Source organism: Streptococcus oralis (assembly GCF_023110055.1).
Classification (GTDB): domain Bacteria; phylum Bacillota; class Bacilli; order Lactobacillales; family Streptococcaceae; genus Streptococcus; species Streptococcus oralis_BY.
In genome coordinates, this window is the sequence record NZ_JALDVG010000002.1 from 45,431 (window position 1) to 61,774 (window position 16,344).

At 40.7% G+C, this 16,344-nt stretch carries 19 protein-coding genes; 6 read left to right on the top strand and 13 right to left on the bottom strand.

The genetic code is table 11. The annotated features are described in order from the left end of the window. Positions 1 to 9: 9 nt before the first annotated feature. Positions 10 to 1,371: a peptide export ABC transport accessory protein BlpB gene (gene blpB / locus M1G01_RS07570; RefSeq protein WP_095726454.1), complete on the top strand. Its 1,362-nt coding sequence runs from the start codon at positions 10 to 12 to the stop codon at positions 1,369 to 1,371. A 56-nt stretch (positions 1,372 to 1,427) separates the two neighbouring features. Next, positions 1,428 to 1,583, top strand: a complete 156-nt coding sequence (gene blpC, locus M1G01_RS07575) for a quorum-sensing system pheromone BlpC (protein WP_000360258.1) — start codon at positions 1,428 to 1,430, stop codon at positions 1,581 to 1,583. Positions 1,584 to 1,625: 42 nt separating this feature from the next. Here blpC and M1G01_RS07580 read toward each other — a convergent pair whose 3' ends face one another. The 3 genes from M1G01_RS07580 to M1G01_RS07590 are packed head-to-tail and all read right to left on the bottom strand — an operon-like array spanning position 1,626 to position 4,060. Continuing rightward, positions 1,626 to 2,966: a sensor histidine kinase gene (locus M1G01_RS07580; RefSeq protein WP_095726453.1), complete on the bottom strand. Its 1,341-nt coding sequence runs from the start codon at positions 2,964 to 2,966 to the stop codon at positions 1,626 to 1,628. A 13-nt stretch (positions 2,967 to 2,979) separates the two neighbouring features. Further along, complete coding sequence (locus M1G01_RS07585; RefSeq protein WP_101800372.1) at positions 2,980 to 3,717, bottom strand: response regulator transcription factor; 738 nt, start codon at positions 3,715 to 3,717, stop codon at positions 2,980 to 2,982. Between the two features lie 4 nt (positions 3,718 to 3,721). Then, positions 3,722 to 4,060: a LytTR family DNA-binding domain-containing protein gene (locus M1G01_RS07590; protein WP_101800371.1), complete on the bottom strand. Its 339-nt coding sequence runs from the start codon at positions 4,058 to 4,060 to the stop codon at positions 3,722 to 3,724. Between the two features lie 278 nt (positions 4,061 to 4,338). Here M1G01_RS07590 and M1G01_RS07595 point away from each other — a divergent pair, with 278 nt between their 5' ends. Continuing rightward, complete coding sequence (locus tag M1G01_RS07595) at positions 4,339 to 4,668, top strand: helicase BlpT (protein ID WP_101800370.1); 330 nt, start codon at positions 4,339 to 4,341, stop codon at positions 4,666 to 4,668. 57 nt (positions 4,669 to 4,725) lie between these two features. On the opposite strand, the gene M1G01_RS07600 is transcribed toward M1G01_RS07595, so the two are convergent. Beyond that, entirely contained in the window at positions 4,726 to 5,775 is a 1,050-nt protein-coding gene (locus M1G01_RS07600; protein ID WP_101800369.1) for an ABC transporter permease, read from the bottom strand. Continuing rightward, a complete protein-coding gene (locus M1G01_RS07605; RefSeq protein WP_101800368.1) occupies positions 5,772 to 6,503 on the bottom strand; it encodes an ABC transporter ATP-binding protein in 732 nt (243 codons plus the stop codon). Before M1G01_RS07605 ends, M1G01_RS07600 begins: the two co-directional genes overlap by 4 nt. A 67-nt stretch (positions 6,504 to 6,570) precedes the next feature. Between M1G01_RS07605 and M1G01_RS07610 the strand changes: the two genes are divergently transcribed. Genes M1G01_RS07610 through M1G01_RS07620 form a run of 3 tightly spaced genes read left to right on the top strand, consistent with a single transcriptional unit; the run spans position 6,571 to position 7,989 of the window. Continuing rightward, complete coding sequence (locus tag M1G01_RS07610) at positions 6,571 to 6,981, top strand: HIT family protein (RefSeq protein ID WP_125384974.1); 411 nt, start codon at positions 6,571 to 6,573, stop codon at positions 6,979 to 6,981. A 9-nt stretch (positions 6,982 to 6,990) separates the two neighbouring features. After that, positions 6,991 to 7,269: a hypothetical protein gene (locus tag M1G01_RS07615; protein ID WP_125384973.1), complete on the top strand. Its 279-nt coding sequence runs from the start codon at positions 6,991 to 6,993 to the stop codon at positions 7,267 to 7,269. A 60-nt stretch (positions 7,270 to 7,329) separates the two neighbouring features. Then, positions 7,330 to 7,989 (top strand): hypothetical protein, encoded by a 660-nt coding sequence (locus tag M1G01_RS07620; RefSeq protein ID WP_125384972.1) that lies wholly within the window; start codon positions 7,330 to 7,332, stop codon positions 7,987 to 7,989. A 76-nt stretch (positions 7,990 to 8,065) separates the two neighbouring features. On the opposite strand, the gene dnaJ is transcribed toward M1G01_RS07620, so the two are convergent. The 8 genes from dnaJ to M1G01_RS07660 all read right to left on the bottom strand — a co-directional run. Beyond that, positions 8,066 to 9,202: a molecular chaperone DnaJ gene (dnaJ, locus tag M1G01_RS07625; protein ID WP_001066312.1), complete on the bottom strand. Its 1,137-nt coding sequence runs from the start codon at positions 9,200 to 9,202 to the stop codon at positions 8,066 to 8,068. Positions 9,203 to 9,649: 447 nt separating this feature from the next. After that, positions 9,650 to 11,473, bottom strand: a complete 1,824-nt coding sequence (gene dnaK / locus M1G01_RS07630) for a molecular chaperone DnaK (protein WP_061415785.1) — start codon at positions 11,471 to 11,473, stop codon at positions 9,650 to 9,652. A 256-nt stretch (positions 11,474 to 11,729) separates the two neighbouring features. Beyond that, positions 11,730 to 12,245, bottom strand: a complete 516-nt coding sequence (gene grpE, locus M1G01_RS07635; RefSeq protein ID WP_000046057.1) for a nucleotide exchange factor GrpE — start codon at positions 12,243 to 12,245, stop codon at positions 11,730 to 11,732. Positions 12,246 to 12,271: 26 nt separating this feature from the next. Further along, positions 12,272 to 13,306: a heat-inducible transcriptional repressor HrcA gene (gene hrcA / locus M1G01_RS07640; protein ID WP_071851840.1), complete on the bottom strand. Its 1,035-nt coding sequence runs from the start codon at positions 13,304 to 13,306 to the stop codon at positions 12,272 to 12,274. A 160-nt stretch (positions 13,307 to 13,466) separates the two neighbouring features. Next, the gene (locus M1G01_RS07645) at positions 13,467 to 13,979 is read right to left on the bottom strand and encodes a DUF2812 domain-containing protein (RefSeq protein ID WP_247931531.1); all 513 of its coding nucleotides are present in this window, start codon (positions 13,977 to 13,979) and stop codon (positions 13,467 to 13,469) included. A 34-nt stretch (positions 13,980 to 14,013) separates the two neighbouring features. Continuing rightward, positions 14,014 to 14,589 carry a DUF2812 domain-containing protein gene (locus M1G01_RS07650; protein ID WP_247931532.1) on the bottom strand — a complete coding sequence of 192 codons (576 nt, stop codon included), beginning with the start codon at positions 14,587 to 14,589 and terminating at the stop codon, positions 14,014 to 14,016. Further along, positions 14,589 to 14,909: a PadR family transcriptional regulator gene (locus M1G01_RS07655; RefSeq protein ID WP_000423991.1), complete on the bottom strand. Its 321-nt coding sequence runs from the start codon at positions 14,907 to 14,909 to the stop codon at positions 14,589 to 14,591. Before M1G01_RS07655 ends, M1G01_RS07650 begins: the two co-directional genes overlap by 1 nt. Positions 14,910 to 15,066: 157 nt before the next feature. Then, positions 15,067 to 16,344: SHIRT domain-containing protein (locus M1G01_RS07660; protein ID WP_247931533.1), on the bottom strand; the 1,278-nt coding region annotated here is incomplete at its 5' end.

The window sequence follows — 16,344 nt, forward strand, 5'->3', positions numbered from 1 at the left end:
GAGAATGTTATGAATCCTAATCTTTTTAGAAGCGTCGAGTTTTATCAGAGACGTTACCATAATTATGCGACAGTATTGATCATACCACTTTCATTACTGTTTACTTTCATCGTGATTTTCTCCCTTGTTGCTACAAAAGAGATTACTGTTACATCGCAAGGAGAAGTCACTCCTACAAGTGTCATTGCATCCATTCAGTCAACCAGTGATAATACTATCTTAGCTAATCATTTAGTGGCAAATCAAGTAGTTGAAAAAGGTGACTTACTCATCAAATACTCTGAAACAATGGAAGAAAGTCAGAAAACTGCCTTAGAAACTCAGTTACAAAGACTTGAGAAGCAAAAAGAAGGACTTGGAATTTTGAAACAAAGCTTAGAAAAAAATACCGATCTTTTTTCTGGTGAGGATGAGTTTGGCTACTATAATACCTTTATGAATTTTACTAAACAAGCTCATGATATTGAGCTGGGTATCTCAAAGACTAACACTGAAGTTTCAAATCAAGCCAATCTTGCTAATAGCAGTTCATCAGCTATCGAACAAGAAATTACAAAAATTCAACAACAAATTGGAGAATATGAAGAGCTGAGAGATGCTATCATAAACAAAAGAGCACGCTTACCGACTGGCAATCCACACCAGTCAATTTTGAATCGTTATCTTGTAGCCTCACAAGGACAAACACAGGGAACTGCAGAGGAGCCATTTTTATCTCAAATCAATCAAAGTATTGCAAATCTTGAATCATCTATCGCAAGCCTCAAAATTCAGCAAGCTGGTATCGGAAGTGTAGCAACTTATGATAATAGTTTAGAAACCAAAATTGAAGTACTCCGCACTCAATTTTTACAGACTGCTTCTCAGCAACAACTAACCGTGGAAAATCAATTAACAGAATTAAAAGTACAACTAGATCAAGCGACACAGCGCTTAGAAAATAATACCTTAACCGCTCCAAGTAAAGGTATCATTCATCTGAACAGCGAATTTGAAGGTAAAAATAGAATTCCGACTGGTACAGAAATTGCTCAAATATTCCCTGTCATCACAGATACAAGAGAAGTACTAATCACTTACTACGTATCATCTGACTATCTCCCCTTACTAGATAAAGGACAAACTGTAAGATTAAAACTTGAGAAGATTGGAAATCACGGTATTACCATCATTGGCCAACTTCAGAGCATTGATCAAACTCCTACCAGAACAGAACAAGGAAATCTCTTTAAACTAACCGCTCTTGCAAAACTATCTAATGAGGACAGTAAACTCATCCAATACGGCTTACAAGGTCGCGTCACTAGTGTAACTGCAAAGAAAACATATTTTGATTATTTCAAAGATAAAATTTTAACACATTCTGATTAATTTTCAGATAACACTCTATAACTATTTATTATCTTATAAAACAGGAGAATCGTAACATGGATAAGAATCAAAACCTAACTTCATTTCAAGAACTAACAACTACTGAACTCAACCAGATTACAGGTGGAGGATGGTGGGAAAATTTCTTATATAGCGTTAATAGATATTCTCATAACATCACACAAGGACTTCATCAGCCAATACAACTATAAAAAAATAAGATCGAGATACAAGAACTCTCGGTCTTATTTTCATCATTCTGTATGCATCATAGTAAGTATCTGACGAAAGACTTGATTTTGACAGATAGTATTGAGACTAGCATTGGGATAACTTTCCACTATCTTCATAACGGTATAAAGACCAACTCCTCTCTCCTCCCCTTTAGAACTAACTCCAAAAGAGAAGATTTCAGAAACATCTATGCCCTCTTCTTTGATGGAGTTTTCAATGATAAAGTTTTCCTTCGCTCCACTTTTTAAAAAGGCGATTGAGACATAAGGTTGACTAGCCTCTGCACTAGCTTCAATAGCATTGTCACAAAGGATAGACACAATGGTTAGAAAATCAAGTAGGCTCATCCCCTCAACTTGAATCTCCTCAGGAACCTCGACATTAAAGACAATATCCTTTTCTCTGGCTTTTATAAATTTTCCTGCGAGGAGACTTTTGAGGGCACGGTCCCGAATATTCACCAATCGGCCCAGGTCATATTTGTTGTCCTGCAATTTTTCACTAGAATCCTTCAAGACGGAGTCGTAGATCTCTTTTATCTGCTCCATATCCTCCTCTTCAATGCCTAGGCTTAAGCTGGTCAAGAGGTTGGCATAATCATGACGAAAGCTCCGAACTTCCTTATAAAGCTCCTCTATATGCCGACTATAGCGTTCCATATCTCTATAGCGCAGGGCCTGCTCTTGGTTCAGTTTCTCCTGAAGTTTTTCCTTCAAATAGGTATCCAGCTTCTTGATAACCCCCATAAAAAAGAGCATGTAAAACACTAGGATCAGATGGCGAACAGTCTTTGATTGAATGCTTTGTTCATATTCAAAGAAAGACAGAGTTTCCATAACTAGATAGTAGGTTCCCATTATCCAGTTAATTTTAGTCAGGGACTTTTGAAAACCTTTATCTAGAATCTCCCTTCTCAAACTAGTAAAATCATAGTCCAACCATTTCAAAAAGACTAGAGAAATGAAGAAATTGAAAATTATTATACATAACCCAGTAAGTGAGTAGCCATCATATACTTGCCCTTGTCCCAAAAATGGAAGCACAAAATAGGAGACTCCTCTATAAAAGAGATTCACCAATATCATTGGAAAGAGACCATAAAAGAAAAGAAGTTTTTTAGGAAGCCCTCTTAACAATAAGAAAGATAACCCTATGCCAAACAAAGGTTCTATAAAATATGACAAATATTCACTCACAGCTAAAAATTTAAAAGTCGCAAAAATGGCCCCTAGGAGAAATTTCAGAAGAAAGGCCTTAAAAATCCTCTCGAAAGTGAGACCAATTCCATCTACCTTAAAGAAAATGACAATTTCTAGCCCATTAGTAATAAGTGTATACAATAATATCCAAGTAATATTCATAAATTCTCCTAGCTCAATGCAAATTATTGATAGCCTCAGACACTTCCCTAACCTTATAACGCGCGATTAGACAACTTCCACCATTGGCAAAGAAAAGCAGTTTTTCTTTCTTATCCAAATGCACTACATTGGCTGGATTGATGAGAAAAGAACGATGACACTGCAAGAGACGAGGCTCCTGCTTGAGAACCTCCTCTAGACTCGCCGTAAATTCCAGCCTATCCGTCTTGGTATAGAGAATAACACGATGGGGTCTTGGGGACGTTTCGAGATAGTAAACCTCTTTAAAAGGATACTGGAATTGAGCAAATTTTGATTTAAAGTAAAAGCAATCTTCCGCCAGGCTTTTGCTGTCTTGACTATCGGCATAGAGAAGAGCTGTCTCGATACGAGACTCAAACTCCTCTGCCGACAAGGCCTTATCAATGTAGTCCAAAGCTGATACCTGGTAGCGAAAGGACAGGGGCATAAACTCCGAGTGAGTCGTCACAAAGACAATCAGGGCATAAGGATCTCGATCCCGAATCTTTCTTGCCACTTCTAGGCCTTTCATCTCCTCATTTCGAATCTCAATGTCCAAAAAGAAAAGCTGATGTGCTCCCTTCTCATGCACCTCTGCTAGCAGTTGGTCTGGCTTGCCAAAAACTTCAAAAGAACTCGGAGTGATATGATGTTCCTTCAAGAGTTTCTCAATCACCGTTTCAATCCTAGCTTGTTGGGAAAAATCATCTTCTAAAACAAATATTCTCATCTTCTTACTCTCCTTCTTTCAACCATTTTTGGCGAATGTCTCTATAGCGACGTCTGGCACACTGAACAGCATATCGACCTTCTTCTCCAAGAAAAAGAGTCTTTGATTGGATATCCATGGATTTTAGCCGTTCAAGGTTAACCAGACAATTTCGATGACATCTCGTCAAGGTTTCCCCATATTGTTTCTCAAGATTGCTTAAATTTTGAAATAGATCAAAGCTAGCGTTTTCTGTAACAATCTGTACGGTATGGGCTTTGTTTGGATGCGTTTGGATATAGTAGATATCCTCTATGTTTAATTTGAAAATTTCTTTCTCTTTTTGGATGATAATGTAGTTCATGGATAAAACCTCCTAAAAAGAGGATAGCATAAATCTAGAAACTATTTTTCACCAAATCCTAAACGGTTCTCAAAAATTCCTAAAGTGTCGAAGTATCTAAAAAATAACTATGATAATCTTACAATTATTTTATCATAAAATCCTGCAATAACCATTCAGGAAATTTCAATGATAATTAAAGATTTGAAAGTAGAAAAAGAGTTAAAAGTGATAGACTATGATTATAGAAAGACAATCACTTGAAACAACTTTAAAACCAGCACAAAGGAGGCATTCTCATGACAGATACAGACCCAATCAAAATAGCTCAGACTTTGATTACTGACTTAAACAAAGCCTACCAAGTCTGCAAACAGGCAACAGCTGACGATATCCGCTTTCAGGAGCAGCTGGACAATATCCTTGACTTTCTAGCGAAGGCTGAAACAGTGGATAATCGATTCTTGATTGAGCTGGAAAAATTTTACCAGACTTCCAGTCTTCTCCTGGGTCTCAGCGCTCTCAATCCAGATGCTCCCACTCGCGCCGCTTGGCGGGCCTATGACCGTTTCCACTTTGACCAAGTCAAAACCAAACTAAGTCTCTACGGACCAACTATTATCTTGTAGAAAATAAAAGAAGCTGAGACAGAACTCAACTTCTTTTTTAGTGTCCTATAAGTAAGATTAATCCTGCATCTGACGTTTTACCTGATAAGGCAAATACAAGACTTGTAAAACCAGTCCAGCTCCAAGCAGGGCTAGAAGGGCTAGTTTTTCTTGGAGGGTAATCAAACCAACTATCAGTTGAACTAATAAAACAAAACATGTCAATCCTCGGATAACTTCCTGTAGTCCTTTCTCTTTTTCACCCTTTTCTAAAGGAAAAAGCTGGGTCAAGTACTGGTAGTCAAAAGCACGATAGAGAGCCAACAACTGGAAGAGCATAAGGTAATTAAACAGGACAACTACTGCTGTCGCAATCCAAGACTGTTCGATAAAAATCACAGCTAACAAGGATAGGAGTAAGAGGCGGAGACTGAGGGCAAAGAGGTCTCCATTTCGCAGATAAGAGCGAAGATAGAGGTTTTGCCAGATCTTCCCTGGCACCTTTTGAACAGTCTTTAGGATGAAATCCAGATAAGCGCGACGCTTGACACTGTTTGAAACGCCCTTGACCTGAGTAAAGAGAGCAAAGAAACGAAGCAAGACTTGCTTGCGCTTGCTTTCTTGGGCAATGACATAGTCCCAGTCCAGTCCAGTTTCAGTGAAAAATTTACTAGCTTTGTGCCGAAAGAGGAGGTATTTCCCAGCTCCTAATAAAAGCACATAGACAAGAAAGACTGGCAAGCCATAGCCCATGGCTAAAAACAAGGGTGCAAACAAGAGTAAAAAGAGGGTTTGAACAATTGTCCAGAAAACCAATGAACGCGACGTCTGCCCTTTGAGGTACAACTTGACCTCCTCTTCACTGACTAAGAGAAAGAGTTTATCCGGTCCTTCCATGTAGGTCGCGATTCCTCCCCAAGCTAAAAGCAAGGCAGAGACAATCCCCAAAAACAAGAGGATAGGCCAATGATTTTCAGGAAAATCTTGCAGGAGTTGACTGTACTGGTAAGCTAGAAAACCGATGAGAACTAGCAGGAACAAGACAAAATGGTCATTTAGAACATAACGCAGATAACCAAGACACTCCTTACGAAAAGCCTGCTTTCTCTTTAAAAACAAGTCTTTCATAGCTCCTCCTCTTTGGTCAGAGCCAAGTAAATATCATTCAAACTCGCTTCAGGCATGGCAAAAGCATCCCGCAGTTGCTGGAGGTTCCCCTGAGCCCGCACCTCCCCCTTGTGGAGAATGACAAAGGCATCACACATCTTTTCCGCTGAGTCTAGCACGTGGGTACTCATGAGAATGGACTTGCCTTTTTGCTTTTCCACTTCCAAAAGCTGGATCAAGTCAGAAATGGCCAAAGGATCGAGCCCAAGGAAAGGCTCATCAACGATGAAAAGACTCGGATCTACGACAAAGGCACAGATAATCATGACCTTCTGCTTCATCCCTTTGGAAAAATGCACTGGGAACCAGTCTAATTTTTGATCCAAACGAAACATTTTTAACAAAGATTCTACTCGCTCAAAAGCCACTTTTTGCTCAATACCATAGGCCATGGCAACCGTCTCGATATGCTCTCTGAGGGTCAATTCCTCATACAGACTAGGCGTTTCTGGGATATAGCCAATCTGCTTGCGATAGTTGGTCGCATCTTCTCGCAGGGTGAGACCGTTAATCTTGATTTCCCCACTGTAAGGTGTCAACAGACCAATAATCTCATTGATTGTCGTTGATTTCCCAGCACCGTTGAGCCCAATCAAACCGACCAACTGCCCACTTTCAACGGTAAAGGACACATCTTTCAAGACAGGGACGTGAACATAGCCTCCTGTCAGGTTTTTAATTTCTAACATATTTTCTCCGAATCTGGTATAATGTAGCTATATTATATCAAAATTCAATACAGTAGAGGTGGATTTTATGTCAGATTGCATTTTTTGTAAGATCATCGCAGGGGAAATTCCTGCTTCAAAAGTATACGAAGATGAGCAGGTTCTTGCCTTTCTTGATATCTCTCAAGTAACGCCTGGGCACACCCTCATTGTACCCAAAGAGCACTATCGCAATCTTTTAGAGATGGACGCTACCAGCGCCAGCCAACTCTTTGCCCAAGTACCAACAGTGGCTCAAAAAGTCATGAAGGCTACCAAGGCTGTTGGCATGAATATCATTGCCAACTGCGAGGAAATCGCTGGTCAAACGGTCTTTCATACCCATGTACACCTCGTACCTCGCTACGGTGCAGAAGATGACCTCAAGATTGACTTTATCGCCCACGAACCTGACTTTGACAAACTTGCCCAAGTCGCTGAAACCATTAAAAACGCTTAAGGAGATGCCATGAAACTATCAAATCTACTGCTATTCGCAGGAGCTGCTGCTGGAAGTTATTTTGTCGTAAAAAATCGCCAAGCCATTCAGGATGAAGTGCTAGATACAACTGACCGCGTCCAAGCTATCAAGGATGATTTGGATATCATCCAAAACAGCCTACAAATCATCGACCAACAAAAAGCCCTTATCAAGGAATACCAAAAAGATTTAACCTACAAATTCAAAGTTTTAGAAAAAGATTTCCAAACCAGAATGGCGATCCTCCAAGAAGAAAAACAAGTATAAGAAAGCCTCCAACTTTCCTTAAATCCATTTTAGGTTGTCAAGTCCAAACAAAGAAGAGGAATGAAAATGAAACAGTTTGTAAAAGTTCTAGCGAAGGTCATCGCGATCCCTTGCGGCTGCCTCTGCCTTCTTGTAGCCTTGGCATTTCTACTAGTGGCCAATCTTTTCAAGGCGTCACCGAGTGACATCCGTGAGGGGAATGAAGCCTTAAAACAAATCTTTATCTCCCTTGACCTCCCTCCCGAGAAAGTCGAATCGGATGGACACTATCAATACGAGGGTGGAGGCCTAGATTTTTATGTTACTTTCTCAGACGAGGTCATCAATAGTCACCCCGTCCTAAAAGAAAGTCCAAAACTCACCAAAAACCGACTGGAAGTCTATGTCCTACAGGCAGGGGATATTTCATACTATAAGGTAGGAGACAACTTGTTCAATCACGGTTTAATACAATTTTTGGAGGAGGAGGGCGAGAAGTATTTCCAAGAAAAAGGAAAGAAATCAAAATCTTCTTACACAATTCTAAATTGGAAAGATCAGGAAAGTCTTAAAAAGGGAATTGCATTCTATGAAAAAGCTTTGACCTTAGTGGATATTCAGGATAATTCGGCGATCAAACATATCGATACTGTCACTGTGAAACCTGGTAAAGAAGCGGAACTTAAGCAACTCATTCAGGAGATGGATGCAGCTGGCTTGCTCACTCAAAAGTATAAATAGTAGACTAACTGGAAAATGATTTTTCGACACTAAATTTTTAATGGTAACAAAAAAGAGCCACTCGGCTCTTTTTACTTTATTCTCCTTCAAAGGCATCTTTTATATGGTCAAAGAAGCCTTTTTTCTTTGGATTGACTTTCAAGTCCCCTGCAGCTGCGAATTCTTTAAGCGCAGCTTTTTGGCGGTCGTTCAAACCTGTCGGAGTCACGACATTAACAGTAACGTATTGGTCACCAACGGCACCGCCACGAAGGCTCGGTGCTCCCTTGCCACGTAGACGGAATTTCTTGCCAGTCTGTGTTCCTTCTGGGATAACCAATTCAACATCTCCATGCACGGTTGGAATTTCAACAGTATCTCCAAGAGCAGCTTGGACAATATTAAGATTTAACTTGTAGAAAATAGTTGTTCCTTCACGTTCAAACTTGTCGCTGGCTTCTACAGAAACTACTACATACAAGTCACCATAAGGTCCACCGTTAAAGCCTGCTTCACCTTGACCAGCGAGGCGGATTTGTTGGCCTGTTTCCACACCAGCAGGGATTTTTACATGTACGCTATGAGCTTGTTTTTCATGACCTGTTCCATGACAAGTTGTACATGGATCTTTAATTTCTTTTCCGCGACCATGACAGACATCACAGGTTACTTGACGGCGCATCATACCAAGAGGAGTCTGCGTATCAACGTTAATAACACCAGCACCATGACAGCGTCCACAAGTGACTGGACTTGTCCCTGGCTTAGCACCAGATCCATTACATGTACGACAGCTGGCTTCACGGTTGTACTTAACTTCCTTTTCTGTTCCGAAGATAGCTTCTTCAAAGGTCAAGTTCACACGATACTGGAGGTCATCTCCTTGACGAGGAGCGTTTGGATTGCGTGAAGCTCCGCCTCCCCCGAAAAAACTTGAGAAGATATCTTCAAAACCACCGAAGCCACCTGCTCCGTCAAAGCCACCGAAACCACCAGCACCACCAAAGCCACCGTTGGCACCTGCAGCACCATACTGGTCGTAGGCCGCACGTTTTTGGTCGTCACTCAAAGTCTCATAAGCTTCTTGAACTTCCTTGTATTTTTCCTCAGCGCCAGGCTCCTTGTTGATATCTGGGTGATATTTTTTGGAAAGCTTACGATAAGCCTTTTTGATCTCGTCTGCCGAAGCGTTTTTTGACACCCCCAGACGATCATAAAATTCAGTATTGTTCATACAAGATACTAAGAGCGAACAGAAAGCGACTGAAATTTAGGAAACCGACAAGAAATCCTGATTTCTTAGGAGGTTTATCTAATTTCCAAGCTTTCCGCTCGAGTTCAATTACGAACACCCTTATTCCTTTCTGTTAATATTGCGGAACAAAACCTCAATCTAGGTCGGGTTCAATTCCTTTCTTTCATATTGATGATAAAAACTCAAATAAATTGGGTTTAGCCCCTTTTTACCGAAAAACAGAGGCTGGGTTGCAACCTCTGGATTTCTTCCTATCATTACGACATTCAAAAGCAAAGTCGATTATACTTTTTTTGAACGAGCAAGGCTTTTAGCAAGTCGCCATAGCGATTGCAGTAGAATGACAATCACTTTAGTGATTCCTCATTCTTAACGACCTCGCTCTCCGATTTTCAAGCTCGGGATAAAATAGTCCACTGGACTATTTTATTTCTCCGTAAACTCTCCGTCTACGACGTCATCGCCTGCGTTTCCTGTTGCTTGTGCGCCTTCTGCTCCTGCTTGAGCTTGTTGGGCTGCTGCGGCTTGTTCGTAGAGTTTAACAGCAAGTCCTTGAGCTTTTTCGTTCAATGCTTCGAGTTTCGCTTTCATTTCGTCCAAGTTGTTGTCTTCTTGAGCTTTCTTAAGCTCATCAAGTGCAGCTTGGGCAGCATCACGTTCTGCATCGAAGCCTTTACCTTCAGTTTCCTTAATTGTCTTTTCAGTCGCAAAGATTGCTTGGTCAACTTCGTTACGAAGGTCTACTTCTTCTTTACGTTTTTTATCTGCTTCAGCATTTGCTTCTGCATCTTTCATCATGCGGTCGATTTCTTCATCTGTCAAACCTGAGTTTGATTGGATAACAATTGTTTGTTCTTTTTGAGTTCCAAGATCTTTAGCCTTAACAGATACGATACCGTTCTTGTCGATATCAAATGTTACTTCGATTTGAGGAATTCCACGAGGTGCAGCTGGGATGTCTGTCAATTGGAAGCGTCCAAGAGTCTTGTTATCTGCTGCCATTGGGCGTTCACCTTGAAGAACGTGGATATCAACGGCTGGTTGGTTGTCTGCTGCTGTTGAGAAGACTTGTGATTTAGATGTTGGGATTGTTGTGTTGCGATCGATAAGTTTTGTAAATACTCCACCCATTGTTTCGATACCAAGTGACAATGGTGTTACGTCAAGAAGGACAACGTCTTTCACATCACCAGTGATGACACCACCTTGAATCGCAGCACCCATAGCAACTACTTCATCAGGGTTTACTGATTTGTTTGGTTCTTTACCAGTTTCAGCTTTCACAGCTTCAACAACGGCTGGGATACGAGTTGAACCACCAACAAGGATAACTTCGTCGATTTCTGACAAGCTCAAACCTGCATCTGAAAGGGCTTGACGAACTGGAACTTTTGTACGTTCAACAAGGTCACGAGTCAAATCGTCAAATTTAGCACGAGTCAAGGTCATTTCCAAGTGAAGAGGTCCAGCTTCACCAGCAGTGATGAATGGCAAGCTGATTTGTGTTGAAGTTACACCAGAAAGGTCTTTCTTAGCTTTTTCAGCTGCATCTTTCAAACGTTGCATTGCCATCTTGTCAGTAGACAAGTCAATACCGTTTTCTTTCTTGAATTCTGCTACCAAGTGGTCGATGATTTTTTGGTCAAAGTCATCACCACCGAGTTTGTTGTCCCCTGCAGTTGACAATACATCGAATACACCGTCACCCAATTCAAGGATAGATACGTCGAATGTACCACCACCAAGGTCGAATACCAAGATTTTTTCTTCTTTGTCAGTCTTGTCCAAACCGTAAGCAAGAGCTGCTGCAGTTGGTTCGTTGACAATACGTTCTACTTCAAGACCAGCGATTTTACCAGCGTCTTTTGTTGCTTGACGTTGAGCGTCGTTGAAGTAAGCTGGAACTGTGATAACTGCTTTAGTTACTTTTTCACCAAGGTAGTCTTCAGCATAACCTTTCAAGTATTGAAGAATCATAGCTGAGATTTCTTGTGGAGTGTATTCTTTTCCGTTAGCAGAAACTTTTTCAGAAGTTCCCATCTTAGATTTGATAGAGATTACTGTATCTGGGTTTGTGACTGCTTGACGTTTTGCGGCATCACCAACGATGATTTCTCCGTTTTTGAATGAAACTACAGATGGAGTTGTACGGTTTCCTTCTGGGTTTGCGATGATTTTGCTTTCAGTTCCTTCAAGAACTGCAACTGCTGAGTTTGTTGTACCTAAGTCAATACCGATAATTTTAGACATGTGTTTTTCTCCTTAAATTTTAATTCGAATTTTGATTTTTTGATATTTCCCTTAAGTGGTGGGGACGTGAGCAACTCCCTTTGGGATTTCATCACTTATTTTTGAGCCTATTGTCTCAAAAATCCCCTGTTTCAGTAGCAAAAGCTACTGAAACTTTCACCACGGCGGGAAATATCTTCCTTGCAAGCCTCCGGCTTGCTTTTTATCTTTCTTCATAGTTTATTGTCGTTTCGGACAAGTTTTTAAGTTCTCTAGCCTAGTTATAGACCACTACCATTGCTGGGCGTAGGATGCGGTCATGGAGTTTGTAGCCTTTTTGGAAGACTTGAGCGATGGTGTCTGCTGGGTGTTCATCGTCTGCTGGGAGAGTTTGGATGGCCATGTGATAGTTATGGTCAAATTCACCGTCAGCTGCGATTTCTTCGATTCCTTCTTCTTTCAAAGCGTGAATCAAGCTCTCTTGCACCATCTCCAATCCTTTTTTGACATCGTCTGTCAAACCTTCAACTGCTAGTGCACGTTCTAAGTTGTCAAGCGACGGTAAAATTGCTTTTGCCAGATCTTGGCTACGATAACGTTGCAAGTTTTGACGTTCTTCATTGGCACGGCGTTGAATATTCTGCATTTCTGCATGAGCACGAAGATATTTGTTTTCGAACTCATCCGCACGTTCATTTGCCAAGTCCAACTCAGACTTCTCAGGAGTTGTTTCTTCAGTTGTTTCCACAACTTCCTCTTCTTTCATTTCTTCGTTTTTTTTATCTTGGGCCATTTTCGCCTCCTTTAATGATTTCAATCTTAATGTACTTCGTAATGATTACTACTGAGGTAGCGATAAAAATCCGTCAACTTCATCGTCAAAACACGATTGACCACATTGACTTGGTTGACCAATTGCTGGTAATCCAGATTGACCGGACCGATAATTGCCAGAATTCCAAAACCTCGATAAGGAATGAGGAATTTACTGCTAATCACTGCTAGGTTAGCTAGACAGGATTCCTGACTGTCCGCAACACGGACATTTTGCATTTGATCTTCATGCAGACCTTCACGAATCTCTAGAGCCACCTTTTGCGGTTGGTCAAAGAACTGATAGGCTGCTAGATTGGCAAAATTCAAGAGATTGACCTTGCCCGACACCACAATGTTTTCGTTGAACATTTCTTTAAAAATATGTTCAAAGAGATCCATGACATTGTCCGTTGTCGTAAAGTAACGCTGGATAATCTGCGGAATCTCCGTCCGAATCTTGTAGTGAATATCCAGAACGGTATGACCGAGGAAACGTTCCTGAATGATGCTCTTCAATTTCAGCAAATCTTCCTGTAAGAAGTTTCTTGGAATCAGAAATTGACTGGTAACCGTTCGCGACTCGTCTAGGGTAAATACTGCCAAGGCTGTATGTTGCCCCAAAACAACGATATCAAAGGCTGTCAACCGTTGCCTGCTCGGCTCAACATCCAGTGCTACTACCGTACAGCCACTCAGGTCTGTCAGTAGATTAGCAGCCTCTTGCAGAATATCCTCCAGTTTGAAGAATTCCTGATCAAAAGCTTTGACAATCTCGTATACCTCATTTTCAGCCAGTCTGTCAAAAGCAAGCGAGTGTTTCACATAGTACTGAAATCCCGCGACACTTGGCATCCGACCGCTTGAGGTATGAGCCTTCTCAAGCAAACCCTGCTTCTCTAGAGCTGCCATGTCATTACGAATGGTAGCACTACTAGAATTGATAGACTCTTGTAGCGCCTTGGATCCGACAGGTTCGTGCGTTTTGGTAAAGATGTCAATAATCAGATTTAAAATATCCTGCTGACGCTCTGTAACCATCTCATCACTCCTCTCTGTCCGATCGATTAGCACTCTATGCATCCAAGTGCTAACTCATGATTCTATTATACACCCTTAGAAGAGAATGTCAAGACAAAAACTCAAAAAATTAGCACTCTTTTACCAAGAGTGCTAAAAATCAGTCTGAAGACCTAGAATCTCACTTCTCATCTACTTGGTATTTCCTTTTAAGTCTGAAAAAACCATAGATTAGATAAGAAATCAAGCAAGCGTATAAAAAGAGAATAATAAAGAAAGACTGAGACAAATTTTCTCGATACAAACTCATGCAAACAACAAGACCACCTGAAAAAGTGGCTATACAGGAACGAAGTCTAGACCGCATAACTTCCCATCTGAGACCCTTACTCATATAGACTTTCTCCTCTGAAAGGATATCAGAAGTTGGTTTACGAAGAGTCGAACAAAAACCTGTTTCTATCAATTCCCAACCGCTATTTCTAAAATCTTGTAGTTCATGCTCATACTTTTTAAGAAATCTAGAATCATAGATATGATAGATGACATCATCTGGTTGGCATTGTTCAAAATAGAAAAAGCCCAAACGATTAGTTCTATATCTCCAACCTTTCAAGTGCATCTCATGTAAATATTCTTCTTCCTTGTCCAAATCAACAATGGTAAAAATCCGAAATTGTACTTTGCTATTCATTGTCTTACCTCCAAATCAGAAAACATACATGGTTTTATTTTTCAGATAATTCTTTCCACTTTTGACTCAATTTCCAAAAAATATAAGAAATCTGAATCGCAAAAATGATCAATAAAACCCAATCTATTATGAAAATCAAAAATACTTCCCATCTGAAAGAACTACCTCCAGTGACAAACTTTGAGAAAATCGGTAGTAGCGCTGAAAAGAGAAGCAAAATAGGAAGCATCCGCATTGTTAAAATCTTCTTGACTATTGCTAACTTCCCGGTCGCGTCATTATAAATTTCAAACTCGGCATCCGACTCAGCTCCAGAATAAATCTTTCTAAAGTAGGAAAAACCATTAAAGTCTGTAATATGCTCCCAGCCACAGTCTTTAAATAATTGTAAATAGGAGGCTCTCTCTGATTTTTTCATAGGATAAAAGTCCAACTGATAAGATACTTGCTCAGGCTGACATTTTTCAAAAGTATACTTAACTACAAACAATAAAATAGAATAGCTTACTTTCCTAAGTTTCCAGCCCTTAGCATGCATTTCTCTAAAGTATAGAGCTTCCCTCTCATAATCCGCAATTGTAAAAATTCGATAAACAATTTTCTTTTCCATCATACTTCCTCCAAACTGTTTCTATAGAGCCGTTCAATACGTTTCAATTCAATATCTAAGACTTTGCGTCCCAAGTCTGTAATCTGATAGATTTTCCGTTTTTCCTCCTCTCGGACAAAAGAAATCAAGCCATCCTTTTCCATCTTTGACAAGGTTCCATACATAGTTCCAGGACTAATCGAAACTTGCGAATCTGTCATCTCCTTGACCTTTTGCGTAATACTATAACCATGACGTTCCTTTTGCAGACAGAACAAAATATAAAAGCCCGTTTCCGTCATCGGAAGATAGACCCGACGAACCTTATCTGTTAATTCCATTTATAGGCACCTCCTATTCAGTTCGATATATCGCACTTCGTTATATAAAATATATCACAGCTCGATATAAAATGCAAGAAAAAGAGAGAACGATTTCTCGTTCTCTCTTCTTAGACTCAGGAATTAAGAATTCAATTTCTTATTTCCTAAGAGTGGCTTAGTCTTTCTTACGAAGAACAAAAGCTGCTAGACTTGCAAAGGCAAGACCGATGATTGAAAGAAGACCAGATACTGCTGAACCCGTGTTTGGTAACAAGTTCTGATTTTGACTACTTCTTTCTTCTGGTTGACTAGTATTTCCAGAATCTTTAATTGGGGCCGGAGTGAATTCCCAGGTGCCTACAAACTTAACATCTGATCCATTAATTGTTTCCGATGTCTTGTCGTAGGACTTAAAGCTCCATGTGCCTTCTGTTGTCTTCACTTCCGTTTGACTTGGTTGAGTTGGAGTTACTTGGCTGCCGTCCTTCAAGTCTGTTTGATCTGCTGGAAGCAAGGTTTTCACTTCTTGTGGAAGTTCTTTGCCTGGAGTTCCGCTGACAAACTCGTGAACTGCTTTATGAGTCACTGTTGGAACTGGAGTTGCTGTAAATTCCCATGTACCTATAAACTTAACATCTGATCCATTAATTGTTTCAGATGTCTTGTCATAAGACTTGAAGCTCCATGTGCCTTCTGCTGTCTTCACTTCTGTTTGACTTGGTTGAGTTGGAGTTACTTGGCTGCCGTCCTTCAAGTCTGTTTGATCTGCTGGAAGCAAGGTTTTCACTTCTTGTGGAAGTTCTTTGCCTGGAGTTCCGCTGACAAACTCGTGAACTGCTTTATGAGTCACTGTTGGAACTGGAGTTGCTGTAAATTCCCATGTACCTATAAACTTAACATCTGATCCATTAATTGTTTCCGATGTCTTATCGTAGGACTTGAAGCTCCATGTACCTTCTGCCGTCTTCACTTCTGTTTGGCTTGGTTGCGTTGGAGTTGCTTGACTACCATCTTTCAAGTCTGTTTGGTCTGCTGGAAGCAAGGTTTTCACTTCTTGTGGAAGTTCTTTTCCTGGCGTTCCGCTGACAAACTCATGTGTTGCCTTGTAAGTTGGTGCTGGGGTGAATTCCCAAGTACCGACAAAGTGAGCATCCGCTCCATTGATGGTTTCTGATGCCTTATCGTAGGACTTGAAGCTCCAAGTACCTTCTGCTGTCTTCACTTCCGTTTTACTTGGCTGAGTTGGAGTCGCTTGACTACCATCTTTCAAGTCGGTTTGGTCTGCTGGAAGCAAGGCTTTCACTCCTTGTGGAAGGTCTTTCCCTGGGATTCCGCTGACAAATTCATGTGTTGCCTTGTAAGTTGGTGCTGGGGTAAATTCCCAAGTACCGACGAAGTGGGCATCCGCTCCATTGATGGTTTCTGATGCCTTGTCGTAGGACTTGAAGCTCCA

What these genes read in the sequence shown, in the direction of transcription:
- blpB (WP_095726454.1), top strand. Translation starts at nt 10, where the DNA reads ATGAATCCTAATCTTTTTAGAAGCGTCGAGTTTTATCAGAGACGTTAC.
- blpC (WP_000360258.1), top strand. Translation starts at nt 1,428, where the DNA reads ATGGATAAGAATCAAAACCTAACTTCATTTCAAGAACTAACAACTACT.
- M1G01_RS07580 (WP_095726453.1), bottom strand. Translation starts at nt 2,966, where the DNA reads ATGAATATTACTTGGATATTATTGTATACACTTATTACTAATGGGCTA.
- M1G01_RS07585 (WP_101800372.1), bottom strand. Translation starts at nt 3,717, where the DNA reads ATGAGAATATTTGTTTTAGAAGATGATTTTTCCCAACAAGCTAGGATT.
- M1G01_RS07590 (WP_101800371.1), bottom strand. Translation starts at nt 4,060, where the DNA reads ATGAACTACATTATCATCCAAAAAGAGAAAGAAATTTTCAAATTAAAC.
- M1G01_RS07595 (WP_101800370.1), top strand. Translation starts at nt 4,339, where the DNA reads ATGACAGATACAGACCCAATCAAAATAGCTCAGACTTTGATTACTGAC.
- M1G01_RS07600 (WP_101800369.1), bottom strand. Translation starts at nt 5,775, where the DNA reads ATGAAAGACTTGTTTTTAAAGAGAAAGCAGGCTTTTCGTAAGGAGTGT.
- M1G01_RS07605 (WP_101800368.1), bottom strand. Translation starts at nt 6,503, where the DNA reads ATGTTAGAAATTAAAAACCTGACAGGAGGCTATGTTCACGTCCCTGTC.
- M1G01_RS07610 (WP_125384974.1), top strand. Translation starts at nt 6,571, where the DNA reads ATGTCAGATTGCATTTTTTGTAAGATCATCGCAGGGGAAATTCCTGCT.
- M1G01_RS07615 (WP_125384973.1), top strand. Translation starts at nt 6,991, where the DNA reads ATGAAACTATCAAATCTACTGCTATTCGCAGGAGCTGCTGCTGGAAGT.
- M1G01_RS07620 (WP_125384972.1), top strand. Translation starts at nt 7,330, where the DNA reads ATGAAAATGAAACAGTTTGTAAAAGTTCTAGCGAAGGTCATCGCGATC.
- dnaJ (WP_001066312.1), bottom strand. Translation starts at nt 9,202, where the DNA reads ATGAACAATACTGAATTTTATGATCGTCTGGGGGTGTCAAAAAACGCT.
- dnaK (WP_061415785.1), bottom strand. Translation starts at nt 11,473, where the DNA reads ATGTCTAAAATTATCGGTATTGACTTAGGTACAACAAACTCAGCAGTT.
- grpE (WP_000046057.1), bottom strand. Translation starts at nt 12,245, where the DNA reads ATGGCCCAAGATAAAAAAAACGAAGAAATGAAAGAAGAGGAAGTTGTG.
- hrcA (WP_071851840.1), bottom strand. Translation starts at nt 13,306, where the DNA reads ATGGTTACAGAGCGTCAGCAGGATATTTTAAATCTGATTATTGACATC.
- M1G01_RS07645 (WP_247931531.1), bottom strand. Translation starts at nt 13,979, where the DNA reads ATGAATAGCAAAGTACAATTTCGGATTTTTACCATTGTTGATTTGGAC.
- M1G01_RS07650 (WP_247931532.1), bottom strand. Translation starts at nt 14,589, where the DNA reads ATGGAAAAGAAAATTGTTTATCGAATTTTTACAATTGCGGATTATGAG.
- M1G01_RS07655 (WP_000423991.1), bottom strand. Translation starts at nt 14,909, where the DNA reads ATGGAATTAACAGATAAGGTTCGTCGGGTCTATCTTCCGATGACGGAA.